We start from the raw sequence: 23,626 nt of genomic DNA, 5'->3' as shown, positions 1-23,626 counted from the left end.
CTCCCCCTGCCCCCCTGGGGTAGGGGGCTGGGGGGTGGGGCAGCCCGCCGCAGGCGCCCACCTTCGACTGCACAGAAACCCACCTTCCAACTCGGGTCACGCCAGCCGCTCACTCCCCCGGCTCGTGAACTCCGCCCACGCCCGTGCCAGTCGGTTGACCGCTTCGGGGATGTGGTCGGGGTGCAGGGTGAAGGGGATGCGCAGGTACTGGTCGGGGAGGGGGGTGACGCCCATGCTGGCGCCGGGGTAGAGGCGCAGGCCGTGGCGGGCGGCGTGGTGGGTGTAGGCGCTGGCAGTGGGGCCAGGGAGGGTGATCCAGAGGAATTGTCCGCCGGGTGGGGTGGTGAACGTCCAGTCGGGGAGGTGGGTGCGCAGCAGCTGGGCGAGGTGGTCGCGGGCGGGGGTGATGGCGGCGCGGCGTTCACTGATGAGGGTGGGGAGGTCGGCGAGGAGGTGGAGGGCGAGGTGCTGGGCGGGTTGGCTGCTGCCGAAGTCGGTGAGGGTCTTGGCTTGCTTCAGGGTGGGGGCGAGGGTGGGGGGGAGGCGGAGCCAGCCGATGCGCAGGCCGGCCCAGTAGAGCTTGCTGAGGGAGCCGACGTTGAGGATGGGGGCGTGTGGGGCGAGGGTGCTGAGGCGTGGGGGTGGTGGGGTGTCGGTGAAGGGGAGGTCGAGGAGGGTGTCGTCTTCGAGGGTGGGGAGCCCTGTGTCGTGGAGGTGCGCGGCGAGGTGGTGACGGGCGGGGTGGGGGAGGGTGGTGCCGGTGGGGTTGTGGTGGGTGGGGGTGAGGAACGCGAGGCGGGGGTGGTGGGTGCGGGTCTGGTGCGCGAAGTGGTGGGGGTCGAGGTGCTGGGTGGTGACGGGGGTGCCGGTGAGGTGGGCGCCGGCGGCGCGCATGACGTCAATGGCGCCGAAGTAGGTGGGGGTCTCGAGGAGGGCGGTGTCGCCGCGTCTGAGGAGGGTGTGGGCGGTGAGGGCGATGGCCTGTTGGGCGCCGCTGGTGATGAGGATCTGTTCGGTGGTGGTGGGGAGTCCGGCGTGGGTGTACTGCTGGGCGATGAGGTCGCGGAGTTCGGGGAGGCCGTGGGGGTGGTAGGGGCTGTCGTAGTGGGCGTGTGCGGCGGCGTCGCGCAGGCGGTCGCGCTGCTGGTCGGTGAGGATGGGGACCGCTATTGTGAGGTCGATCTCGCTGGGGTGGGCGGTGCCGACGGGGGTGCGCAGCGTGAGGAGGGGTTGGGCGCGGGGGGCGGTGGGGGCGACGTGCGTGCCGCGGCCGACGTGCCGGGTGAGGTAGCCGCTGGCGGTGAGGTCGTCGAGGGCGGTGACGGCGGTGGCGCGGCTGACGCCGAGCAGGGCTGCGAGGGTGCGTTCGGCGGGGAGGCGCTGTCCTAGTGTGAGTTCCCCGCGTTCGATGGCGTGCTGGAGGTGGGTGTGCAGGCGGGTGTGGAGGGGGCCGGGGTGGTCGCGCCAGCCGCGCAGCAGGGCGGCCCAGTGGGGCGCGTCGGTCGGGCTGGGCGGCGTGGGCATGCGCTTCAGCGTACAGGCCAATCTGTCTGGATGAGCAGGCCAATGCACGGGCCATTGCCTCTGCCCACGGGGGGCCATTCGAGCGCACACTCGGGGGCATGACCACGCTCCCTGCCGCCAGTCCTGCACCCTCGTTCTGGCGGGATTCGCACCCCAGCGCGGTGCTGGCCGGGCTGATCACCATGCTGATCGGCTGGGCGGGCCCAAACGTGCTGATCTACTCGGTGGCGCAGGCCGCGAACCTCAGCGACGGTCAGGCGATGTCGTGGCTGTGGGCGCACGCGCTGCTGGCGGGCCTGACCGGCATCATCCTGAGCCTGCGCACCCGCATGCCGATCCTGGTCACGTGGAGCACGCCGGGCATCGCGCTGCTCGTGACGGCCCTGCCGGGCATCCCGTTCCCGGAGGCGGTCGGGGCGTTCCTCACGTCGGGGCTGCTGGTGCTGGGCCTGGGGTTGTTCCCGCCCCTCACGCGCGCCCTGCAGGCCATCCCCGCCCCACTGGCGGCCGCGCTGAACGCCGCGATCCTCCTCCCGTTCGGGTTCCGCGCACTCCAGGCCTTCGGCACCGCCCCCACGCTGGTCGGCGTGATGATCGTCGCGTACTTCGCACTGCGGCTCGTCGCACCGCGCTGGGCAGTCGCGGGCGTCCTCCTGACCGGCGTGATCGCCAGCGGCGTCCTGAACCTCTGGGACACCCAGCCCGTCGCCCTCGCCCTCACCCGCCCGGAATTCGTCCTCCCGCAATTCAGCCTGCACGCCACCCTCAACCTCGCCCTCCCACTCACCCTCCTCGCCTTCACCGGCCAGTTCGTCCCCGGCTTCGGCGTCCTCAAAACCAGCGGCTACGAACCCGCACCCGGCCCCATCCTCCGCGCCTGCGGCATCGCCAGCAGCGCCGCCGCATTCGCCGGATGCCACAACCTCACCCTCGGCGCCCTGCTCGCCAACATCGTCACCGGCCCCGAAGCGCACCCCGACCCCCGCAAACGCTACACCGCCGCCATCTGGGCCGGCGTGTTCAACATGATCGTGGCGCTGTTCGCCGGCACCGTCCTGCACCTCCTCGGCATCCTCCCCACCCAGGCCATCGCCGCACTCGCCGGACTCGCCCTGCTCGCCGCCATGGGCAGCAGCCTCCAGGCTGCCTTCCAGGGAGCCGCGGCGGGCAGCCTTGCTGCGCCCGTCGTTCTCCTCGTCGCCCTCAGCGGCATCACCCCGCTCGGCATCGGCGCGCCCTTCTGGGGCATCCTCGCCGGGCTGATCGTCTACTGGGTCGAGGGGCGGCGGGGGTGACTGTTCTGGGTGATGTCCTGCGGCGGGCCTCCCCACCCCCCACCCCCCTGCCCCTCTGGGGTAGGGGGAGCGGCGTTGCACTGGGCAAGAGGTTCTTTCGGCGCGGCGGAGGTGCGTCGGGCGGTGACGGGTCCGGCTTCGACGCCATCCTCCGCCCCCTCGTAGGCCCGCGCGCTTCGCGCACGACGGCCGGTGGTGGTCTGCGGTTAGTGACAGGGCAACCTGCTCCCCGCGACTGGTCGACTTTGAAAACCGCAGCTTTTGCAGAGGCGAGAAAAAGTAGAACCTTCCGGCCCGCACCAAGTTGACTGGTCCCATGGGCGTCGTGGCAGACGAGCCCGTCGTGCGCGCAGCGCGCGGGGCGCAAGCGGCGAATCCGAAGGTCCGCAAGCCTATCAGTGGCCGTCCCCGCCGCATGCCCGCTGACCACCTCAAATAAATACCTGCTGAGCGCAGCGACCGCTCCCCTTGCCCCTCTGGGGTAGGGGGCTGGGGGGTGGGGAGGCCCGCCGCCAGGCGCAACCGTTTAAACTGAGCCCCTCAGCTCTCCGCAGGCGCAGGCCTTCCAAAGGCACCCCGAAGAAGCACTCCGTTGAAAGCAGAACCCGGCCTGGGCAGTTGACAGATTCCCGAACGTCTGCCATACTTATATTTCTGACCTGACGAGGTCGTGCCGTGCCTATCCCGCTGGTTCTCACGAGCGAACGTCCACTGTGGACACCGTCCCCTGGACTCTGCGCGAATTCCTTCGCGCCCCGGCACCGGACAGGCATCACTGCACTTGAGGGAGGCGTCCACCTCTGGGATTCACAAAAAACGGACGCGCGAGCAGGACATGCTGGTCACCCCAGCCTATCTGCACCATCAGGGCAGCCCCGCACCGGGCTGCTTTCTCTATGCCGTCAGGACACTCGGGGACTTCAGCCAGGACAGCACGTCGGGCAGCACGTCCGGTCCCGTGGTGTCCACGGTCAGGCAGGGCGCGTCCCTGAGTCCCAGTGGCGTCCAGCAGCAGTGCCCCGGCAGGGTGGCGTACTCCATGGGCAGGTCGATGCCCGGCCTGCGTCCAGACGCGACCCGCGCGTCGTGCCGCGCCTGAAGGACGTTCATGGGCGCGTGGCAGAACACCTGGGCGACCCTCGCCCCGTGGGTGTGGGCAAGTGTGAGGATGTGGGCTTCACTGACCCCGTGGTAGAAGTGCGATTCCAGCACGGTGTCCATGCCTGCGGCGAGGGTGACGCCTGCCACGTGCCACATCACGTCGAAACTCAGGGGGCCGGACACGTCCCGCGTCAGTTCCGGCAGGCGGCCCAGCAGGAGGGCCTTGTACTCGTCCTTGGTCACGAACGGCCAGCTGAGCGCGTGGGCCAGTCGGGCGCCCAGCGTGGACTTTCCGGAGGCGGGCATGCCGGATACGATCAGCAGCAGGGGCATGCGGCCCACGCTACCGTCCCGGGTGGGGGCGTGCGTCACACTCTGGTATGACCCTGCCCGGCAGCCTGCGCGACACGCCCCCCGCCCAGCTGTTCCCCGAGGTGTATGCCCGCGACCCGCACCAACGTGGGTTCGCGCGGGGTGGTCGCGCGGCGGCGCTGGAGGCCCTGGCGCGGCTGGACCCGGTCACGTACGGCCGGGACCGCTCGTCCCTGGACGGTCACGTCAGCCGCCTCTCCCCGTACATCCGGCATGGGGTGCTGACCCTGGCGGAGGTGCGGGACGCCGCCCTGGCCCGCGTGCCCGCCACGGCGCCCAGCCGCGCGTGGAAGTTCGTGAACGAACTCAGCTGGCACGACTACTTCACGCGGGTGTACGCGCAGGTGGGGGACCTGGTGTGGCAGAACTTCCAGCCGTGCCAGACGGGCCTGCCGCAGTCGGCGTACGCGGACGACTTCCCGGAGGACATCGCTCAGGGCACCACGGGCCTCGCGTGCATCGACGTGTGGTCCCGCGAACTGCGGGAGACGGGGTACCTGCACAACCACGCGCGCATGTGGCTGGCCAGTTACGTCGTGCATCACCGCCGCGTGTGGTGGCAGGGCGGCGCGAGCTGGTTCCTGACGCACCTGCTGGACGGCGACCCGGCGAACAACAACCTGAACTGGCAGTGGGTGGCGAGCACGTGGCGCGCCTACCCGTACCTGTGGAACCGGGGGAACCTCCAGAAGTACGCCGGACAGCGGTACTGCGCCGCGTGCCCCCTCGCGTCGGGGGGGTGCCCGTTCGACGCGACGTACGCCGCGCTGTCCGAGCGGCTGTTCGCAGGCAAGAAGGCCGCGCCGGGCGGGGAGGGGCACCTCGACTCCGCGCATCTTCAGGCGGTGCCGTGGGAGGCGCCCCCCGCGCCGCAGCCCGTCCCGGACGCGGTGGTGTGGGTGCATGGGGATCGCCTCTCGCCCACGCACGAGGCGCTGACGGCCTACCCGGACCGCCCGGCCGTGTTCGTGTGGGATGACGACCTGCTGCGGCAGTGGCAGGTGAGCGCCAAGCGGCAGACGTTCATTCACGAGTGCGTCACGGAACTCCCCGTGCACGTCCTGCGGGGCGACGTGGCCGGGCAGGTCGCCGCCTTCGCCCGCGCGCACGGCAGCCGCACGGTCGCCACCACGCCCAGCCCCAGCCCGCGCTTCACGGCCATCGTGGCCGCACTGGAAGCAGAGGGATTCACGGTGCAGGTGTGGCCGGAGCCCGTGTTCGCCGCGAGCCTCACCCCGCTGGACCTGCGCGTGCACGCGAAGTACTGGGGGCAGGTCAGCGCCAGCGCATTCGGGAAACCGCCCGCCCCGCCCAGACCCAGAAAGGCACGGACGAAAGCGGGCGGATAGAGCCGGAGTGGCGGAGGTCAGCGCCAGCCGAGACCCGGCGCGACGTGCGTGAGGATGCTCTCGATCAGGTGCGCGTTGTAGTCCACGCCCAGCTGGTTCGGGACGGTCAGCAGGAGGGTGTCGGCTTCGGCGATGGCCTCGTCCTGCCGCAGTTGCTCGATCAGGCGGTCGGGTTCGTCGGCGTAACTGCGGCCGAACACCGCGCGGTACTGGTCGATCACGCCGAACTGGTCCTGCCCGCCCTGCCGGCCGAAGTACATGCGGTCCTGGTCGTTCACCAGGGCGAAGATGCTGCGGCTGACGGACACGCGCCCCTCGCGGGTGTGCCCGGCGTCCTTCCACGCGGCGCGGTACGCGCGGATCTGCTCGGCCTGCTGCACGTGGAAGGGCTTGCCGTTCTCGTCGACTTTCAGAGTGGAACTCTGGAGGTTCATGCCCATCTTTGCCGCCCACTCGGCAGTGGCGTTCGACGCCGCACCCCACCAGATGCGGTCGCGCAGGCCCGCCGAGTACGGCTCCAGGCGCAGCAGGCCCGGCGGGTTCGGGAACATCGGGCGGGGGTTCGGCTGCGCGAAACCCTTGCCCTCGATCACGTCGAGGAACACCTCGGCGTGCCGCCGCGCCATGTCCGCCTCGGTCTCGCCGGGGGCGGGCGCGTACCCGAAGTGCCGCCACCCGTCGATCACCTGTTCCGGCGAGCCCCGGCTGATGCCCAGCTGCAAGCGCCCGCCGGAGATCAGGTCGGCGGAACCGGCGTCCTCGGCCATGTAGAGCGGGTTCTCGTAGCGCATGTCGATCACGCCCGTGCCCAGCTCGATGGTCTTCGTTTTTGCGCCCATCGCGGCCAGCAGCGGGAACGGCGAGCCCAGCTGCTGCGCGAAGTGATGCACCCGCACGTACGCGCCGTCCGCGCCCAGCTCCTCGGCGGCGACCGCCAGATCGATGGTCTGGTGTAGCACATCCGCCGCCGAGCGCGTGCCGGACTGCGGGGACGGATTCCAGTGCCCAAACGAGAGAAACCCGATCTTCTTCATGGGCACAGGCTAGCGCGAATGGTTGAAAAAGTAAATCAGTTTGGCGGATAAATCTGGGTTTGCCTTCTCACCAGTCGGCTTCCTGTTGCACCCGAGCATTCGGTAATCGCCGCCCCCACACCCACAACCAGATCAGGCACCCCAGGCTGACCAGTGGCCCCGCGAGCAACAGCAGCGCATTGCGCACCTGATCAACCGCAGAAGCCTTCACATCAGCGCACGAGGTGGCTCTGAAGGCGGCCTTGTTCAACCAGAAGCTCTGGCCCTCCGCCGCGACGGGCAGAGCCGCTGCCGTCAGCACTTCCAGCCGACGCCCCGGCACATCAACACGCCCGAACCTCTCCCCGTTCTTGAACTGCAGGAACGTCCGACCCTCAACGCAAGCCAGCCCCGTCACGGTCATGCTCCCGTTCCGAGGCAACCTCTCGTACCCATCCCGGTGCTCAAGTCCGAGCGGTAACTCCCGATCAGAATCGATGCTCGCCAGATAGAAACCTCCGCCCAGAGGCGTCTTGTAGAAATCCAATGCTCCCCCATCAGCATCGCTGCCTGCCCCACCGAAAAAAACATGATCAGCGAAAACGCCAGCGCCAGAGTGGACACCACCCCGGCCCCCACCCACGCGCCCGTGTACACCGGATTTCGTTTCCGGACATGCGCCGCTGTCGCCAGAGCCAACAGCACCCCAGCACCGATGACCAGCAGGAAAAGTACCGGGAGCAGCACGATGAATCCCATGCCCTTACCGTAAAGAGCGATCCGCAGGCTTTCGTCCCCAGGCACGGTAAGAGCTCTTTGGCCGCATCCCATAGAAGAAAGCCGGAGCGTCATGCTCCGGCTTCCCTGATTGACCATCAATTACCCGACGGTCAACTCTGACCTTTTTTAGAAGTCCATGCCGCCCATGTCGGGGCCGCCGGCGGGTGCGGGGGCGGCCTTCTCGGGCTTGTCGCTGACGATGGCTTCGGTGGTGAGGATCAGCGCGCCGATGCTGGCGGCGTTCTGCAGCGCGGTGCGGGTGACCTTGGCGGGGTCGACGATGCCGGCGGCGACCATGTCGTCGACGTACTCGCCGGTGGCGGCGTTGAAGCCGAAGCGGGGCTTGTCGCTGTTGATGACGGCGTTCACGATGACGCTGCCTTCTTCACCGGCGTTCGCGGCGATCTGACGGGCGGGCTCTTCGAGCGCGCGGATCAGGATGCGGGCACCGGTGGCTTCGTCGCCGGTGAGGGCTTCGGCGGCTTTGCGCACGGCGGGGATGACGCGCAGCAGGGTGGTGCCGCCGCCCGCGACGATGCCTTCTTCCACGGCGCTGCGCGCGGTGCTGAGGGCGTCCTCGTAGCGGTGCTTCTTCTCTTTCAGTTCGGTTTCGGTGGCGGCGCCGACGCGGATGACGGCCACGCCGCCGGCGAGCTTGGCGAGGCGCTCCTGGAGTTTTTCCTTGGCGTAGTCGCTGTCGGTGGTGTCGAGTTCGCCCTTGATGGCGTTGACGCGGGCGTCGATGGCGCTCTGCTCACCTTTGCCGTCCACGATGGTGGTTTCGTCTTTGGTGATGCGGATGCGGGCGGCGCGGCCGAGCATGTCCATGGTGACGTTCTCGAGCTTGTGGCCGAGGTCTTCGCTGACGACTTCCCCGCCGGTGACGGCGGCGATGTCGCGCAGCATTTCCTTGCGGCGGTCGCCGAAGCCGGGGGCTTTGACGGCGGCGATGTTCAGGGTGCCGCGCAGCTTGTTGACGACCAGGGTGGCGAGGGCTTCGCCTTCGACGTCCTCGGCGATGATCAGGAGGGGCCGGCCGGTCTGGGCGACTTTTTCGAGGATGGGCAGCATGTCCTTGAGGTTGCTGACCTTCTTCTCGTTGATGAGGATGTAGGCGTCTTCGAGGACGGCTTCCATCTTCTCGGGGTTGGTAATGAAGTAGGGGTTGATGAAGCCCTTGTCGAACTGCATGCCTTCGACGACGTCCACTTCGGTGTCGAACCCTTTGCTTTCTTCGATGGTGATGACGCCTTCCTTGCCGACCTTGTCCATCGCGGAAGCGATTTCCTGACCGACCTGCTCGTCGTTGGCGCTGATGCCCGCGACTTTCTTGATGGCTTCGCTGTCCTCGACGGGCACGGCGAGCTTCTTGATTTCTTCGATGGCGGCCAGGACGGCCTTGTCGATGCCGCGCTTCAGGGCGAGGGGGTTGGCGCCGGCGGCGACGTTGCGCAGGCCTTCTTTCACGACGGCCTGGCCGAGGACGGTGGCGGTGGTGGTGCCGTCACCGGTGATGTCGTTGGTCTTGCTGGCGACTTCTTTCAGCAGCTGCGCGCCGATGTTCTCGAGTTTGTCTTCGAGTTCGACTTCCTTGGCGACGGTGACGCCGTCCTTGGTGATGGTGGGGCTGCCGAATTTCTTCTCGATGACGACGTTGCGGCCGCGGGGCCCGAGGGTGACTTTGACGGCGTTGGCGACGGCGTTGACGCCACGCTCGAGGGCGCGGCGGGCCTGTTCATCGAACACGAGCTGTTTAGCCATGGTGTTGCTCCTTTGTAGTGAGCGGCGGGGCGCTCAGAGTGGGGGGAGGGGGGTGGCTCCCCTGTGCGGGGAGCGGTCAGCGCAGCGGACTGAGGGGTGCTCAGTCGGTGGGCGCTTTACTCGACGATGGCGAGGATGTCGCGTTCGGCGAGGATGCTGTAGTTGCGGCCTTCGAGGCTGACTTCGGTCCCGCCGTACTTGGCGAAGTACACGGTGTCGCCTTCCTTGACGTCCAGCGCCACGCGGGTGCCGTTGTCGAGCAGTTTGCCGCTGCCGACGGCGATGACCTTGCCGCGCTGGCTCTTCTCTTTGGCGCTGTCGGGGACGTACAGGCCGCCGGCGGTTTTCTGCTCGGCTTCCTCGATGATTTCAACCAGAACGCGGTCACCTAGGGGTTTCAGCATGTTGTGTCCTCCTTGAGAGTGGGTTGGGCCTCGGCAGGGGGCCGGGGTCACCGGCTTTTTGCCGTTCCGCACGCAAGAATAGGACCGCACTGGAAGAAATGTCAAACTTGGGAATCCGACAATCTGAGCGTAGTGCGCTCAAGGTGCGCCAGCACGCGCAATCCACGTATCCGCTTGCCACATACATCCTTGAACATATATATGTTAGGGGAACATACGCTTCACTTCCCACCTCTCGCTCCCGAGGAGGACCCTCACCCATGCCGCGCCCCACCATCCTGACCCGCGCCGACTTCGAAACCGCCTTCGATGCCCTCCAGGGCGCGCCCCTGACCCTGGCGGTCCTCGACCTCGACCACTTCAAGACCCTCAACGACTCCCTGGGGCACAGCGAGGGCGACCGCGTGCTGCGCGGCGTGGAACGCCTGCTGTCCGGCAGCCTCCCCACCGGCAGCGTCATCGGGCGCATCGGCGGGGACGAGTACGCCGCCATCCTCCCCGAGACGGCCGCCGAGACCGCCCTGATCCTCCTGGACGAGGTCATCAAGCACTTCCACATCCACCGCGACCCGCAGTGGCCGCGCGGCCTGGGCCTCAGCGTCGGACTGGCCGCCCGCCCCGCGCACGCCAGCACCTACGACGACCTCAAACGCGCCGCCGACGAGGCCATGATCCGCGCCAAACGCGAGGGCCGCGGGCGCGCCTGCATCTACGTGGAAAGCAAGATGGTCCTGAAAAGCAACTACTACCCCAAGAGCCAGCTCGAACGCCTCGCCAAACTGAGCGGCGCGCTGGGCCGCACCGAGGCCAGCCTGCTGCGCGAGGCACTCGACGACCTGATCGAGAAGAACCGGGGCGAACTGTGAATGGTGAGCATGTCGAATTCATCGAACTCGTGTTCCCGATGACAGCCGCTTTCGGCATGGATGAGCGAGAGGAGATCGAGGACACGCTGCATTCCAGGCTAGTCTCGGAAGGCATAGGAGAGGTGTCCGGAGCCGGGGCCGGGATGGGCGTCATGAACGTTGACGTCGACATTGAAGAGAGCTGGCAGTACCGGGTGGAGGACGTTCGTGGCTTCGTGCTCGCCTTGCTGGGCGAATTCACGTTGCCACCAGGCTCGACGATGCGCCTGTACCCATTCAGCGAAGCCAGGAATGTTGTCGGAGGGCGGAGTGAATAGGTGGGAGCACCTCTTTCACGGGGAGTTCGCGGACCGCCGCGCGCTGCTGTCCGGCCTGACGCTGGAACAGGTCACCGCGCGGCCCTCCGCGCAGACGCACTCCATCTACGACGAACTGTGGCACGCGGCGCTGTGGCAGACCATCATGGTCGACCGCGACGAGGCCCTGTACGAGAAGACGTGGCAGGCCGGGCGGCGCTACCCCGAACGCCCACCGCACGATCTGGCCGAGTGGAACGCGCTCGTCGAGGACTTCCTGGCCGGGCAGGCGCGGGCGCTGGCGTGGACGGAGTCGCCGGAGAAGCTGCACGCGGACGTCAATCCCGGCGAGAGCATGGCCGACATCCTGAGCGGGCTGGCCGTGCACACCGCGTACCATCTGGGGAAGATCGTGGCCCTGCGGCAGGTGCTCGGCGCGTGGCCGCAGTGACCGGGGCCGCAGTGACCGGCGTCGCGTTGATCGGCGTATCCTCGCCGGGCTGGCACGCGGCCCTGTCGGAGGCGTGGGACGCGTACGTGGCGGGGTCGCTGCCCATCGGCGCGTGCGTGATCGACGCCGCCGGGACCGTGATCGCGCGGGGCCGCAACCGCCTGAATGAGCCGCGCGGCGTGGCGGGCGTGATCAGCGGCTCAGACCTGGCGCACGCGGAGATCAACGCGCTGCTGGCCCTGCAAGGCGCGCCCCGCCCGGACTGTTACGGCTGGACGGTGCTGACGACCGTGCAGCCCTGCCCGCAGTGCGCCGGGGCGATCGCCATGAGTGGCCTGCGTGGGGTGGCGTACGCGGCAGCAGATCCGTGGGCGGGCTGCACGCACCTGCTGACGGACGACCCTTACGTGTCCCGTAAGCGCATCCGCGTGGAGCGCGCCCCGGCGGACGTGCAGCGCGCGGCGTTGCGGTTGATGCTGCACGCCCTGCTGGACGAACTTCAGGCCGGTGGCAACCGGGTGGTGCTGGACAGTTTCGACGCGCTGCACCCGCAGGACGTGACCTTCGCGGAGGCGCTGCACGCGGCGGGCACCCTGGCGGCCCTGCGCGACCAGCGCGCCCCACTGGCTGATGCGCTGGCGGTGCTGGCATGACCCGCCCGGCCTTCGTGGACCTGTCCCCCGGCCTGGACCGGGTGGGCCGTGCCTGCGCGTGGATCGAACGGGAGGACGGCTTCGTGCTGATGACGGGCCTGGAGCGGGGCGGCTGGACGCTGCCGGGCGGCGGCATCCACCCCGGCGAGACGCCCGGGCAGGCGGCGGCCCGCGAGGCGTGGGAGGAGGCGGGCGCGCATGCCGAGGTCGCGGGCGACCCGTTCCCGCTCGTGGGCGTCAGTGGCGTCGAGAGCATGTGCGTGCCGCTGCGCCTGACCCGCCTGGAGCCCAGCCCGGAGGGCCGCCCGGTCGCGTGGGTGAATCCCCGCTCGCTGCCGTGGGCGGACGACCACCAGCTGCGGCAGGGCCTTGCGGCGTGCGGGCAGACGCCAGCCCACCTGGAGGTGCCGCCGCTGGTCCGCTCGGCGCTGGGCGCGGCGCACGCGGCGGGCTTCACGCGGTCCTGCTCGCCGGAGGTCGGGGCGCTGCTGCGCATCCTGGCGGCGGCGCGGCCCGCTGGGCGCGTGCTGGAACTCGGCACGGGGCTGGGCGTGGGCGCGGCGTGGCTGCTGTCGGGCCTGCCGGACTCCGGGCGGCTGCTGAGCGTCGAGGCCGATCAGGACTGCGCGCAGGGGGCGTGGGCGGCGTTGCGGACGGACCCGCGCGCCCGCGTGCTCGTCGGGGACTGGCAGGACGCGCTGCCCGCGGGGCCGTTCGACCTGATCTTCGCCGACTGCGCCGCTGCGAAAACCCCGGACGCCCTGCCCGCCGTCGTGCGTGCCCTGCGGCCCGGCGGGACGCTGATTCTGGACAACCTCACGCCCCGCGCCGGGCTGGACGACCAGTGGCACGCGGGCGACCCGCTGCGCGACGCCGCGTTCGCCCACCCGCACCTGCACGCCTGCGAGGTGCAGGTCAGCCGCCGCGAGTGCGTGCTGCTCGCCACGAGGACCGCGTGAGGGGCGAGCTGCACCTGACGGTCCTGCGTCACGGCCGCAGCCGCGCCGACGACGAGAACGTGCACGAGGGCCGCTACGACAGCCCCCTGACCCCGGCCGGGGAGGCGCAGGCGGCGGCGCTGGCCGCGTACTGGCAGGCGCACCCGCCGGGCTTCGACCGGGCCTACACCTCCACGCTCCAGCGGGCGCACGGCACCGCCCGCATCGTCACGGTCGCGCTGGGCGTGCCGCTGACCCCCACCGACCTCCTGCGGGAATGGGACAACGGCCCCCTGGCCGGACTGTGCCGCGAGGAGGCCCTGGCGCGCTATCCCATCCCCGCGTTCCGGCACGACCTCGACCCCTTCACCGCCGACGGGGGCGAGAGTCAGGCGGCCATCCGCGCCCGCGCCCTGCACGCGCTGGAACTCGTATGGAACGGGGGAGGGCAGCGCGCACTGCTCGTCACGCACGGGGGCTTCGGGAACAGCCTGCTTCGGGAACTGCTCGGCGCCTCGCGCGGGTGGTTCGAGTTCGGCGACACCGCCTTCGCCACCGTGCGCCTGGACCGGGGCAGCCACACGGCGGTGCTGACCGGCGTGAATCTGACCCCGCACCTGACGTGAAGGAACACCCGGATCACGGGGCCTGGAACCGGTGGTGGGGGCGGCGCGTACACTCCACCTTGTGACCCCATCCCCGGATCAATCGCCGTTCATGCGCTGGTTCCTCGAGACCGGCCAGCCCGAACCGGAAGGCTTCTACGAACAGGAACAGGAGGTGCAGGCCCAGCACCACACGCAGCCCTGGTGGAAGGTCATGTGCCTGACCGGCGTGGACTACTTCAGCACGCTGGGGTACCAGCCGGGCATCGCGGCACTGGCCGCCGGGGCGCTGTCCCCCGTGGCGACGCTGGTGCTCGTGCTGGTCACGCTGCTGGGCGCGCTGCCCATGTACCGCCGCGTGGCGCAGGAAAGCCCGCACGGGGACGGCAGCCTGAGCATGCTGGAAAAGCTGCTGAACTACTGGCCCAGCAAACTGCTCGTGCTGGCCCTGCTGGGCTTCGTCGCCACGGGCTTCGTCATCACCATGACGCTGTCCGCCGCGGACGCCACCGCGCACCTGATCGAGAACCCCTTCCTGAAATCCACGCTGGAGGGCCTGGAGGTGCCCCTCACGCTGGGCCTCATCGCGCTGCTGGCCGCCGTGTTCCTCAAGGGCTTCAAGGAGGCCATCGGGATCGCGGTGGGCATCGTGGCCGTGTACCTGACCCTCAGCCTGATCGTCGTCGGGCACGGCGCGGCCGAGGTGATCACGCACCCCACCCTCCTGAACGGCTGGTGGCAGGCATTGCTCGGCAGTTACGTCAGTCCGCTGGCGCTGATCGGCGCGGCGCTGCTGGTGTTCCCCGCGCTGGCGCTGGGCCTGTCGGGCTTCGAGACGGGCGTGGTCGTCATGCCGCTCGTGAAGGGCGACCCCACGGACACGCCGCAGAAGCCCGCCGGGCGCATCCGCAACGCGAAGAAACTGCTCACGACCGCCGCGCTGATCATGAGCGTCCTGCTGATCGGCTCGTCCCTGATCACCACCCTCCTGATTCCCCGGCATGAGTTCTGGGCGGAAACGACCGTCACCCGCGAGGTCAGCAGCGCCGACCTGGCGGCGGGCCGCGCGGTCGTGAACGTCCCGCTGGACAGCCAGACCCGCCCGCGCGACCTGTACGCCCTGACCCTCCCCGCCGGACGCAGCGGCACGTTCACGGTGCAGGCCGACACAGTGGGCGGGCGCGTGCCGATCACCGTGACCGTCCGCCCCGCCGGCAGCACCGCCACCGTCACCGCCGTCACCCCGGCAGGCGAGGCGAACGGGCGCGCGCTGGCGTTCCTCGCGCACGAACGGCTCGGCGAGGGCTTCGGCACCGCGTACGACATCAGCACCATCCTGATCCTGTGGTTCGCAGGCGCCTCCGCGATGGCGGGCCTGCTGAACATCGTGCCGCGCTACCTGCCCCGCTACGGCATGGCCCCCGACTGGGCGCGCGCCACCCGCCCCCTCGTGCTGATCTTCACGCTGATCGCCGCGGGCGTCACCGTGGCGTTCCGCGCGGACGTGGACGCCCAGGCCGGCGCGTACGCGACCGGGGTGCTGGCCCTGATGACCTCCGCGGCCATCGCGGTGTTCCTGACCGAACTGAGGCGCGGGCACCGGGGCGCGGCCGTCATGTTCGCGCTGGTCAGCCTGATCTTCGTGTACACCAGCGCCGTCACCGTCCGCGAGCGCCCCGAGGGCCTGTGGATCGCGCTGGCGTTCATCGCGGGCATCCTGGCCGTCAGCGTCTGGTCCCGCATCGGGCGCAGCACCGAACTGCGCGTGTCGCGCGTGGTGCTCGACGAACGCGCCGCGCAGCTCATCCAGGACACCGCCGCGCGCGGCCTCCCGGTGCGCTTCATCGCCAACCGCCTAAACGCCGGGGACACCACCGAATACCAGGAAAAGGCGCTGGAGGTCCGCCTGGACAACCACCTGCGCCCGAACGAGGCCGCACTGTTCCTGGAAGTCGAGATCACCGACGCCAGCGAATTCCGCCCCCAGGTGGACGTGACCGGCGTGCAGGTCGGCGCGCACGGCATCCTGCGCGCCCGCGGTAGCTCGGTGCCGAACACGCTGGCCGCCGTGCTGCTGCACGTCCGTGACCTGACCGGCACCCCACCCCACGTGTACTTCGAATGGAGCGAGAAAGGACCCGCCGAGAACGCCCTGCGCTTCGTCCTGGCAGGTGAGGGTGACATTCCACCCCTGACCCGCGAGGTGCTGCGCGTCGCCGAACGCGACGTCACGCGCCGCCCCCAGGTGCACGTCGGCGGGTAACGGACACCGGCAGGGGGGGCCACCGGGTCAGCCTGCCCGGTGGCCCCCTGCGCTGCTGGAAGCAGGTCCGCCGCCGGGCGGCCGGGCCGCTGGGTACACTGACCGCATGACCATCGGAGCGCACCTCACGGAGTTCGGCGGCTTTCAGGTTCGGCAGTGGAATCCCGGCGACCCGCTGGGCGACCCGGCCACCACCATTCACCGGATCGGGGTGGAATGGGAGGACGAGCAGTCGTGGGTGGAGCGCTTCCGCGCGTTCCTGAGCCTGCCGGGCGTGGAGACCACGCCGGGATTCGTGGTGGGCTGGTGGAGCACCGACGACAGCATGGAAAGCAATGCCGAGGTCATCGAGGCGCTCGCCGCGGCGCACGCGCAGCTGCCCAACCTGCGGGTGCTGTTCATCGGGGACGTCACGTACGAGGAATCCGAGATCTCGTGGCTCACGCAGTCCGACCTCTCCCCGGTGCTGAGCGCCTACCCGCACCTGACGCACCTGGGCGTGCGCGGCGGCAACGAGCTGAGCCTCGGCCAGGTGCGCCTGGGGCAGCTGCGGGAACTGGTGATCCAGGCGGGCGGCCTGAGTGCGGACGTGGTGCGGCAGGTCATGACGGCCGAGCTGCCCGCGCTGGAGCACCTGGAACTGTACCTGGGCACCGACAACTACGGCGCGACGAGCAGCGTGGACGACCTGACGCCCCTGCTGGGCGGCACGCTGTTCCCGAACCTGCGGTTCCTGGGCCTGAAGAACAGCGACTACCAGGATCAGATCGCGCAGGTGCTGGCGGGCGCGCCCGTCACGGCGCAGCTGGAGGAACTGGACGTGTCGATGGGTGTCCTGACCGACGAGGGCGGGCAGGCGCTGCTGAGCAGTCCGCACGTGCCCCACCTGAAGAAACTGCACGCCGCGCACCATTTCATGAGCGAAGAGATGACCGCGCGCCTGGCCGCCCTACCCACCCAGGTGGACGTCAGCGACCGCCAGGACGAGGAGGACGACTGGCGGTTCGTGGCGCTGGGTGAGTGACCCCGCCCCCTTCCCGGCGGGCGTCCCGGCGCCGGACATCCTGCTGATCGGCCCACCGGACGGGCGGCGCGCGCGGGCCTTCCAGGCGACCCTGGCGGGCCTGGGCTGGCCGCCGGCGCGCACGGTGTCCTACCTGGATCTCCTGGCGGGGCGCGCGCGGCTGCCCGAACTGGTACGGCCCGGCACGGTCGTGCGCCTGGAATCCCCCGGCGAGGATCTGCCCACCGAGCGGGCCCTGATCGAGCGGGGCGGCGGGCTGCCGGGCGACCTGGCGGGCGGAGAACTCGCCCCGGTGCGCGCGTGGTACGCGGGGTTCAGTGCCCTGCTGGCCGACGTGGACGCCGGGCTGGCGCTGGCCCCGACGCACCGGCGCATGCAGCGCCGTGAGCACGTGCTGACGATGTTCGACAAGGCCGCCACGCACGCCCGCCTGCACGCGGCGGGCGTGCCGGTGCCGGAGGCCCTGCCGCCCGTGCAGGGACTGGACGACCTGCTGGCCGGCGCTCGCGCGCGCGGGTGGTCGCAGGTGTTCGTGAAACTGAGGTACGGGTCGAGCGCGTCCGGCGCGGTCGCGCTGCGCTGGGCGGGCGAGCGGGTCGTGGCCGTCAGCACCGTGCGCCTGACTGAGGGGCGCCTGGAGGGGAGGCGGCTGTTCAATTCGCGCCGCCTGATCACCTACCGCAGCTGGCCGGAGGTGCGCGCGGTCGTGGACGGCCTGGCCCCGCACGGCCTGCACGTGGAACGCTGGCTGCCCAAGGCCTCCTGGCAGGGCGGGCCGATGGATCTGCGCGTGGTCGTGATCGGGGGCCGCGCGGAGCACGCGCTGGTGCGCCTGGGGCGCGGCCCGATCACGAACCTGCACCTGGGCAACGAGCGCGGCGACCTGAGCGCCCTGAAGGCCGAACTGGGTGGGCGCTGGGAGGCCGTGACCGGCGCGGCGCAGTCGGCCCTCGCGGCGTTCCCGGGCGCGCTGTACGGCGGGGTGGACGTGCTGCTCACGCCCGGCTGGCGGCGCGCGGCAGTACTGGAGGTCAACGCCTTCGGGGATTATCACCGGGGCGTTCTCGCGCGCGGGCTGGACACGTACGCCGCCGAGCTGCGCGCCCTGCTCGTGGAGGCCTCCCATGCTGCGCCCGCGTGACCTGATCCCCCACGTGGACGTGGCGCTCGTCACGCTCGACAGCCTGCGCCTCGACGTGGCGGCCCGGGCGCACGAACTGGGCGAGACGCCGCACCTCTCGGCCCTGCTGCCACCCGGCGGGTGGGAGGCGCGGCACACGCCTGGCAGCTTCACGTACGCCGCGCATCAGGCCTTCCTGTCGGGGTTCCTGCCCACGCCCGCTCGCCCGGGCCCTCACGCCCGGCTGTTCGCGGCGGCCTTCGAGGGCAGCCGGAGCACCGGGAGCGGCACCTTCGTGTTCCCGCAGGCCACGCTGCCCGCCGCCCTGGAGGCCCTGGGCTACCACACGGTCTGCGTGGGCGGCGTGGGGTTCTTCAACGGGCGCACCGCGCTGGGCTCCGCGCTGCCGGATCTGTTCGCCGAGGCGCACTGGTCGCCCGCGCAGGGCGTGAAGAACCCGGACTCGGCGCGCGTGCAGATGGGGGTCGCGGCGGACGCCGTGACGCGCGCGCCGGGGCGGGTGTTCCTGCTGCTGAACGTGGCGGCCACCCACACGCCCACGCACTTTTACCTGCCGGGCGCGCGGCGGGACTCGCTGGACTCCCAGCGGGCCGCGCTGCGCGCCGTGGACGCGGCCCTGCCCACGCTGCTGAGCGCCCTGCGCGCCCGGGGCCGCACGCTGCTGATCGTGTGCGCCGATCACGGCACCTGTTTCGGCGACGACGGCTACTGGGGGCACCGCCTCGCGCACCCGGCGGTGTGGACGGTTCCGTACACTGAATGCCTGCTGGACGCTGAGTGCCTGCTGGACGCCCCATGACCCTGACCTCTCCTCCCTCTGCCCCCCTGACGCTCGCGGACGCCCTGGCCCGCGGGCCGTACCAGGCGTACACCTACGCCTACCCGCACAAGACCGCCTACCGGCCCCTCGACCCGCCTGTCCCGCTGAGGGGCGCCTGGGCGCGCGAGCGGCAGGACAACCTGTTCCTGTACCTGCACGTGCCGTTCTGCGAGATGCGCTGCGGCTTCTGCAACCTGTTCACGACCGTGAACGCCCCCCGCACCCTGGAGGAGGCGTACCTGGACGCCGTCGTGCGGCAGGCCCGCGTGATCCGGGGCGCCCTGGGCGAGGGGGCCCGCTTCTCCCGCGCGGCGCTGGGCGGCGGCACGCCCACGTTCCTGCGTCCCGCTGACCTGGAGCGTGTGTTCGATCTGTTCGGGACGACCTTCGGGGTCGATCCTCACGCGGTGCCCACGTCGGTGGAGACCTCCCCGGCGACCGCCACGCCGGATCGGCTGGCGGTGCTGGCGTCTCGCGGGGTGGATCGCGTCAGTATCGGCGTGCAGAGCTTCGTGGGCAGCGAGGTGCATTCGGTGGGCCGCGCGCAGGACGGCGCGCAGGTGAGCCGGGCGCTGGACGCCATCCGCGCCTCGGGCGTGCGGACGCTGAACATCGACCTGATCTACGGCCTGGCGCACCAGACGCCGGACACCTGGCGGCAGTCCCTGGAGACGGCGCTGACCTGGCAGCCGGAGGAACTGTTCCTGTACCCGCTGTACGTGCGGCCCCTGACCGGCATCGGGCGGCTGGGCCGCTCCTGGGACGACGAGCGGCTGGACCTGTACCGCCTGGGCCGCGACTTTCTGCTGGCGCGCGGCTACGTGCAGACGTCCATGCGGCGCTTCCAGCGAGCCGGCCTGACGCTGCCGGGCGAACCCGAGTACACCTGTCAGCTCGACGGCATGGTCGGCCTGGGCTGCGGCGCGCGCTCGTACGCCGGGGAGCTGCACTACAGCAGCGAGTACGCGGTGGGCCGGGTGGGCGTGCGCGACATCATCACCGACTTCGTGGCCCGCCCCGACGAGGCGTTCGCGCACGCCACGCACGGCTTCCGGCTGGGCGGCGACGAGCGACGGCGGCGCTACCTGCTGCAGTCCCTGCTGCACGCCTCGGGCCTGAACCTCGCCGCGTACCGGGCGGTGTTCGGCACGGACGCGCGGGAGGACTGGCCGCAGCTGCGCGCCCTGCAGGAGGCCGGGCTGGCCACCCTGAGCGGCGACACCCTGACCCTCACGCCCGGCGGGCTGGAACAGTCCGACGCGATCGGCCCGTGGCTGTACTCGGACGCCGTGAGGGGCCTGAGCGAGGCGTTCGAGTGGCGGTAGCCCGGCCCGCCCCTCACGCCGCGCTGGAGCACCTGACCGTGCTGTACCGGGGCCCGCTGTCGAGCTGCAACTACGGCTGTCCGTACTGTCCGTTCGCCAAGCGCCGCGAGTCCCCCGAGGAGCAGGAGGCCGACCGCGCCGCGCTGGCCCGTTTCGTGGCGTGGGTGGAGGCGCAGCCCTTCGAGGTCTCAGTGCTGTTCACGCCGTGGGGTGAGGCGCTGATCTGGCCGCGCTACCAGCAGGCCGTCACGCACCTGAGCCGCCTGCCCCACGTGCGGCAGGTGGCGATCCAGACGAACCTCAGCGGCCCGCTCGGGTGGCTCGCGGACGCCGGGCGGACGCGCGTGGGCCTGTGGGCCACCTACCACCCGGGCGAGGTGAGCCTGGAGCGCTTCCTGACCCGCACCCGCGAACTGGACGCCCTGGGCGCGCGCTACAGCGTCGGCGTGGTGGGCGTGCCCGCGCACCTGCCGGATATCCAGGCGCTGCGGGACGCGCTGAACCCCGCCACGTACCTGTGGGTGAACGCCTTCCATGATGGCCGCCCCTACACCCGTGCCGAACGCGAAGCCCTGACCCGCATTGACCCGCTGTTCGAGGTGAACATCCGCCGCTACCGCACCCGCGGCCAGCCCTGCGCGGCGGGCGACACGGCCATCAGCGTGGACGGGCACGGCACGGTCCGCCGCTGCCATTTCATTCCGGTGCCGCTGGGCAACATCTACGAGCAGGACGTGCGCGACCTGCTTGCTCCGCGCCCCTGCGCGCGCCCCACCTGCCACTGCCACATCGGGTACGTGCAGCTGCCCGCACTGGGCGCCCAGGACGTGTACGGCGCGGGCCTGCTGGCGCGCATCCCGGAAGGGCCGGACTGGGCCGATCCCGGCGCGTACCTGGACCGCGCGCGGCAGCTGTGGCGTGCGGGCGCTACGCCTCGGTAACCGGGGCGTAGGCGGCCGGATCGTCGAAACCGGCCAGCCACGCGCTGCCCGCGTGCGCTGTGCGGATCGTGGGCGGCACGCGCAGCACGTACGCGCGGCCTGTCGAGGGGCACCGGACGCTCAGGGCCACGAACGGCTCGTCGCCCGGCAGGTCGATACGCAGCAGGCGGCGCTCCCCGCCCGCATCCCGGTCACGGTCGAGTTCCTGCGCGCCGACCTCCGCCAGGAAGCGCTCGTACCCGACGCGTTCCATCATCACTCGCCGCACCTCGGTGTTGGGCTCGGCCAGCACGTCGGCGCCGGTCAGGCTGCCCGGGTCGAAGGCGATGCGCTCGTCGACCTGTACGCCGCGCCAGCGCAGCGGTGTGCCCGCCGGGGCGCCGCTCAGGCCGCTGCCCGCCACGTCCAGCCAGCCGCTGATCCGCAGGCCCGCCGGCAGGGTGGTCACGCCCCGGCAGCCGCTCAGGTCCAGCTGCGCGATCTGCGTGAGCCAGCCGGGCAGGTCGCGCAGGCTCAGGCAGCCCTGCAGGGTCAGGTGCCCGAACCGCACGCTCGCCTGGCGGGGCCAGCGGCTCAGGGCGTCGCAGCGGCTGAGGTTCAGGAAGCACACGTCCAGCCCCTCGGGCAGTGACTCCAGCGACAGGCCGCCCTGCACGCTGAGCGACCCGACGCTGAGGTTCCGGGGCAGCTCGGTCAGGCGGGCGCAGTCGTCCAGGGTCAGGCGGAACCGCACGCGCAGGCTGGCGGGCACGCGGGTGAGCGGGAGGCCGCTGGCGATCAGTTCACCCACGGCCAGCCGTTCGGGCAGGTCGGTCAGGCCGGTGCCGCTGACGTTCAGGGTGTCGCCGCTGAGGTCGTCCGGCAGCCGGGTCAGGGGCACGCCGCTCAGGTCGAGCGTGCCCCTGAAGTGCAGCGGGCCGCGCACGTCGCCGCGCAGGATCAGGGCGCGGGCTTCGTGGGCGGGGACCCTGCGCGTGGAGGCAGGGGCGAGGGGGTGGCCAGGGCCGCTGAGGCTGGTACGGATCAGCATGTCCGTCGACCCCGAGTGAAGGGGCTGCGAGCACCGTTCGGTCCGCATCAGTCGGTGACCCGGCGAATCGCTTCGGGGCTGTATTCACGCTGCATCCACACGCGGTAGGTGCCGCGCGGCAGTGGAATGGTGGCGTGTTCCTCGTGGATCAGGTCGGCCGCGTCGGCCAGCACCTGCACGAAGGTGTCGGGTCCGGCGGTGTACAGCTGCACCTGGGCCGGGTCGCGGAAGCGGTGGCTGTGGCCGGTGACCTCGCCGCGGGCGAGCACGGCACCGGGGCGGGGGTGGGCGGGGGGCAGCGTCTCGACGCGCTGAACGAGAACGTCTCCGTGGCGGTACAGCATGATTCCCTCCTGAAAAAGAACGACCTTCTTACGTAAATAGCATAACAGAGTAGATGGACAAAGGCAACCCGACTCACCATCCACCCCGTACAGTGACGCCATGCGCCACGACCTCACCCTGGCAGACGGCCCGTACACGCTGCGCCCCCTGACCGACGCGGACACCGCGCCGCTGCTGGCGCTGGCCGCCGCGCACGGGGCCGAGTACGCGCGGATGGGCACGTTTCCCACCCATGAGCGCTACTACACTGGCGCGCTGGACGCGGACGACCAGATGCCCTTCGTGAACCTCGTGAACGGTGAACTGGCCGGAGCGACGCGCTTCATGGAGATGCGCCCGAAGCAGCGCCGCCTGGAGATCGGCAGCACCTGGCTGGCCCCGGCGTTCATGCGCACGCCCGCGAACCGCACCTTCAAACGCCTGCTCCTCGACCACGCCTTCGGCGAGATGGGCATCCTGCGCGTGGAGATCAAGACCGACATCCTGAACACCCGCAGCCAGCGCGCCATCGAGGGCCTCGGCGCGACCCGCGAGGGCGTCCTGCGCCAGCACATGCCCCGCCCGGACGGCACCCAGCGCGACACCGTCATGTACTCGATCATCGCCCCCGAATGGCCGCAGGTACGCGCCGCGCTCCTGAACCGGTAAACGGAGGCGGCCCCCGGATCGCCTGGGTGTCGTCTTCGTCAGGTCCCAGGTTAGACCCGCCCTTAAGTCGAAACGTATTTCAACTGGACAGAGAGACCAGTGTCCGATTCAGTCATCTTCTTCTGACGAGTCATGTGGAAGCAGTCGTACGATGTCGAATGTCGTCAGATCAATCTGGTAGATTCCGCCGTCCCTACTCCATGGATCGGCAATCAAGCGAATGATATGGGTATCCACCCTGTACACCATCTCGAACGCTGTTTCCTCCCAACGGAGGAACCCCGGGCCGCCAGTCAATACACGCGTAAGGCAGGGGCGTGGCTGCTGTGCCATCGTCGACGCGAGTTTCCCTGCGAGGGAATGTGCGGTGTCCAAGCGAATTTCATCTTGTGGGAGATCTGGAAGTGAGGGTAGATGGACGAGCAAGACGCCGTCGCCAACGATGACGGCCCATTCCTCATCCCAGGTGATGAGGGCAGCCTCTGGAGAGCCGTAGAACCGGCCTACCGTCCAGCTTTGATCACCCCGATGGACGTCGACCGTTTCAAAGTCAGCCACCACCCGGTAATGGGCAGAGGACGTCATCGTGTAGCTCGTATCGCGTATTTCCATCTTCTGTACAGGATAGTTACGAAGATGGTTTCTCGCGGCCATGGAACCCATACTGCGTAACGAGCTGAT

Annotated in this window: 25 protein-coding genes; 15 read left to right on the top strand and 10 right to left on the bottom strand. The window is 70.3% G+C overall.

Features of this window, described 5'->3' with window-relative positions; translation table 11 throughout:
• Positions 1-96: 96 nt before the first annotated feature.
• The gene (locus IEY69_RS18960) at positions 97-1,524 is read right to left on the bottom strand and encodes an aminotransferase-like domain-containing protein (RefSeq protein ID WP_189074702.1); all 1,428 of its coding nucleotides are present in this window, start codon (positions 1,522-1,524) and stop codon (positions 97-99) included.
• A gap of 98 nt (positions 1,525-1,622) precedes the next feature.
• Here IEY69_RS18960 and IEY69_RS18955 point away from each other — a divergent pair, with 98 nt between their 5' ends.
• Positions 1,623-2,819, top strand: coding sequence for a benzoate/H(+) symporter BenE family transporter (locus IEY69_RS18955; protein WP_189074701.1), 1,197 nt, complete (start codon positions 1,623-1,625; stop codon positions 2,817-2,819).
• Between the two features lie 894 nt (positions 2,820-3,713).
• Here the strand turns inward: IEY69_RS18955 and IEY69_RS18950 are convergent.
• Entirely contained in the window at positions 3,714-4,253 is a 540-nt protein-coding gene (locus IEY69_RS18950; protein WP_189074700.1) for a P-loop nucleotide/nucleoside kinase family protein, read from the bottom strand.
• A 47-nt stretch (positions 4,254-4,300) separates the two neighbouring features.
• Between IEY69_RS18950 and IEY69_RS18945 the strand changes: the two genes are divergently transcribed.
• Complete coding sequence (locus IEY69_RS18945) at positions 4,301-5,641, top strand: FAD-binding domain-containing protein (RefSeq protein ID WP_189074699.1); 1,341 nt, start codon at positions 4,301-4,303, stop codon at positions 5,639-5,641.
• Positions 5,642-5,658: 17 nt separating this feature from the next.
• Here the strand turns inward: IEY69_RS18945 and IEY69_RS18940 are convergent, their stop codons facing one another.
• From IEY69_RS18940 to groES, 5 genes are all read right to left on the bottom strand, one after another.
• A complete protein-coding gene (locus IEY69_RS18940) occupies positions 5,659-6,675 on the bottom strand; it encodes an LLM class flavin-dependent oxidoreductase (RefSeq protein ID WP_189074698.1) in 1,017 nt (338 codons plus the stop codon).
• Positions 6,676-6,742: 67 nt separating this feature from the next.
• Positions 6,743-7,078: a hypothetical protein gene (locus IEY69_RS18935; protein ID WP_189074697.1), complete on the bottom strand. Its 336-nt coding sequence runs from the start codon at positions 7,076-7,078 to the stop codon at positions 6,743-6,745.
• Positions 7,075-7,413 (bottom strand): hypothetical protein, encoded by a 339-nt coding sequence (locus tag IEY69_RS18930; RefSeq protein ID WP_189074696.1) that lies wholly within the window; start codon positions 7,411-7,413, stop codon positions 7,075-7,077. The genes IEY69_RS18935 and IEY69_RS18930 overlap by 4 nt, the downstream gene beginning before the upstream one ends.
• 147 nt (positions 7,414-7,560) lie before the next feature.
• A complete protein-coding gene (gene groL, locus IEY69_RS18925) occupies positions 7,561-9,195 on the bottom strand; it encodes a chaperonin GroEL (RefSeq protein WP_189074695.1) in 1,635 nt (544 codons plus the stop codon).
• A 116-nt stretch (positions 9,196-9,311) separates the two neighbouring features.
• Complete coding sequence (groES, locus tag IEY69_RS18920; protein ID WP_174367310.1) at positions 9,312-9,599, bottom strand: co-chaperone GroES; 288 nt, start codon at positions 9,597-9,599, stop codon at positions 9,312-9,314.
• 260 nt (positions 9,600-9,859) lie between these two features.
• Between groES and IEY69_RS18915 the strand changes: the two genes are divergently transcribed.
• The 12 genes from IEY69_RS18915 to IEY69_RS18860 all read left to right on the top strand — a co-directional run bounded on the left by IEY69_RS18915 (position 9,860) and on the right by IEY69_RS18860 (position 20,922).
• Positions 9,860-10,465, top strand: a complete 606-nt coding sequence (locus IEY69_RS18915) for a GGDEF domain-containing protein (protein ID WP_189074694.1) — start codon at positions 9,860-9,862, stop codon at positions 10,463-10,465.
• The gene (locus tag IEY69_RS18910; protein ID WP_189074693.1) at positions 10,462-10,782 is read left to right on the top strand and encodes a hypothetical protein; all 321 of its coding nucleotides are present in this window, start codon (positions 10,462-10,464) and stop codon (positions 10,780-10,782) included. Before IEY69_RS18915 ends, IEY69_RS18910 begins: the two co-directional genes overlap by 4 nt.
• Positions 10,775-11,212 (top strand): DinB family protein, encoded by a 438-nt coding sequence (locus IEY69_RS18905; protein WP_189074692.1) that lies wholly within the window; start codon positions 10,775-10,777, stop codon positions 11,210-11,212. Before IEY69_RS18910 ends, IEY69_RS18905 begins: the two co-directional genes overlap by 8 nt.
• The gene (locus tag IEY69_RS18900) at positions 11,209-11,865 is read left to right on the top strand and encodes a nucleoside deaminase (RefSeq protein ID WP_229784121.1); all 657 of its coding nucleotides are present in this window, start codon (positions 11,209-11,211) and stop codon (positions 11,863-11,865) included. Before IEY69_RS18905 ends, IEY69_RS18900 begins: the two co-directional genes overlap by 4 nt.
• The gene (locus IEY69_RS18895) at positions 11,862-12,824 is read left to right on the top strand and encodes an NUDIX domain-containing protein (RefSeq protein ID WP_189074691.1); all 963 of its coding nucleotides are present in this window, start codon (positions 11,862-11,864) and stop codon (positions 12,822-12,824) included. Before IEY69_RS18900 ends, IEY69_RS18895 begins: the two co-directional genes overlap by 4 nt.
• Positions 12,821-13,429 carry a histidine phosphatase family protein gene (locus IEY69_RS18890; RefSeq protein ID WP_229784119.1) on the top strand — a complete coding sequence of 203 codons (609 nt, stop codon included), beginning with the start codon at positions 12,821-12,823 and terminating at the stop codon, positions 13,427-13,429. The genes IEY69_RS18895 and IEY69_RS18890 overlap by 4 nt, the downstream gene beginning before the upstream one ends.
• A gap of 91 nt (positions 13,430-13,520) precedes the next feature.
• The gene (locus tag IEY69_RS18885; RefSeq protein ID WP_189074707.1) at positions 13,521-15,671 is read left to right on the top strand and encodes an APC family permease; all 2,151 of its coding nucleotides are present in this window, start codon (positions 13,521-13,523) and stop codon (positions 15,669-15,671) included.
• 106 nt (positions 15,672-15,777) lie between these two features.
• Positions 15,778-16,695, top strand: coding sequence for an STM4015 family protein (locus IEY69_RS18880; RefSeq protein WP_189074690.1), 918 nt, complete (start codon positions 15,778-15,780; stop codon positions 16,693-16,695).
• Positions 16,688-17,836, top strand: a complete 1,149-nt coding sequence (locus IEY69_RS18875; protein WP_189074689.1) for an STM4014 family protein — start codon at positions 16,688-16,690, stop codon at positions 17,834-17,836. The genes IEY69_RS18880 and IEY69_RS18875 overlap by 8 nt, the downstream gene beginning before the upstream one ends.
• The gene (locus IEY69_RS18870; protein ID WP_189074688.1) at positions 17,820-18,635 is read left to right on the top strand and encodes an STM4013/SEN3800 family hydrolase; all 816 of its coding nucleotides are present in this window, start codon (positions 17,820-17,822) and stop codon (positions 18,633-18,635) included. Before IEY69_RS18875 ends, IEY69_RS18870 begins: the two co-directional genes overlap by 17 nt.
• Positions 18,632-19,981: an STM4012 family radical SAM protein gene (locus IEY69_RS18865; protein WP_189074687.1), complete on the top strand. Its 1,350-nt coding sequence runs from the start codon at positions 18,632-18,634 to the stop codon at positions 19,979-19,981. Before IEY69_RS18870 ends, IEY69_RS18865 begins: the two co-directional genes overlap by 4 nt.
• Positions 19,972-20,922 (top strand): STM4011 family radical SAM protein, encoded by a 951-nt coding sequence (locus IEY69_RS18860; protein ID WP_229784117.1) that lies wholly within the window; start codon positions 19,972-19,974, stop codon positions 20,920-20,922. Before IEY69_RS18865 ends, IEY69_RS18860 begins: the two co-directional genes overlap by 10 nt.
• Here IEY69_RS18860 and IEY69_RS18855 read toward each other — a convergent pair.
• Both IEY69_RS18855 and IEY69_RS18850 read right to left on the bottom strand, forming a co-directional pair.
• Positions 20,909-21,952, bottom strand: coding sequence for a DUF6745 domain-containing protein (locus IEY69_RS18855; protein WP_189074686.1), 1,044 nt, complete (start codon positions 21,950-21,952; stop codon positions 20,909-20,911). The genes IEY69_RS18860 and IEY69_RS18855 overlap by 14 nt on opposite strands.
• Positions 21,953-21,999: 47 nt before the next feature.
• Entirely contained in the window at positions 22,000-22,296 is a 297-nt protein-coding gene (locus IEY69_RS18850) for a DUF8820 family protein (RefSeq protein ID WP_189074685.1), read from the bottom strand.
• A 100-nt stretch (positions 22,297-22,396) separates the two neighbouring features.
• Between IEY69_RS18850 and IEY69_RS18845 the strand changes: the two genes are divergently transcribed.
• Positions 22,397-22,945 (top strand): GNAT family N-acetyltransferase, encoded by a 549-nt coding sequence (locus IEY69_RS18845; protein WP_189074684.1) that lies wholly within the window; start codon positions 22,397-22,399, stop codon positions 22,943-22,945.
• Between the two features lie 108 nt (positions 22,946-23,053).
• Here IEY69_RS18845 and IEY69_RS18840 read toward each other — a convergent pair whose 3' ends face one another.
• Positions 23,054-23,557 carry a hypothetical protein gene (locus IEY69_RS18840; protein WP_189074683.1) on the bottom strand — a complete coding sequence of 168 codons (504 nt, stop codon included), beginning with the start codon at positions 23,555-23,557 and terminating at the stop codon, positions 23,054-23,056.
• Positions 23,558-23,626: the final 69 nt, after the last annotated feature.

The sequence above is a fragment of the Deinococcus sedimenti genome, from assembly GCF_014648135.1.
GTDB classification, from domain to species: Bacteria; Deinococcota; Deinococci; order Deinococcales; family Deinococcaceae; genus Deinococcus; species Deinococcus sedimenti.
The sequence above is the reverse complement of the archived record's forward strand: the minus strand, read 5'-3'. Positions and strand labels throughout refer to the sequence as shown.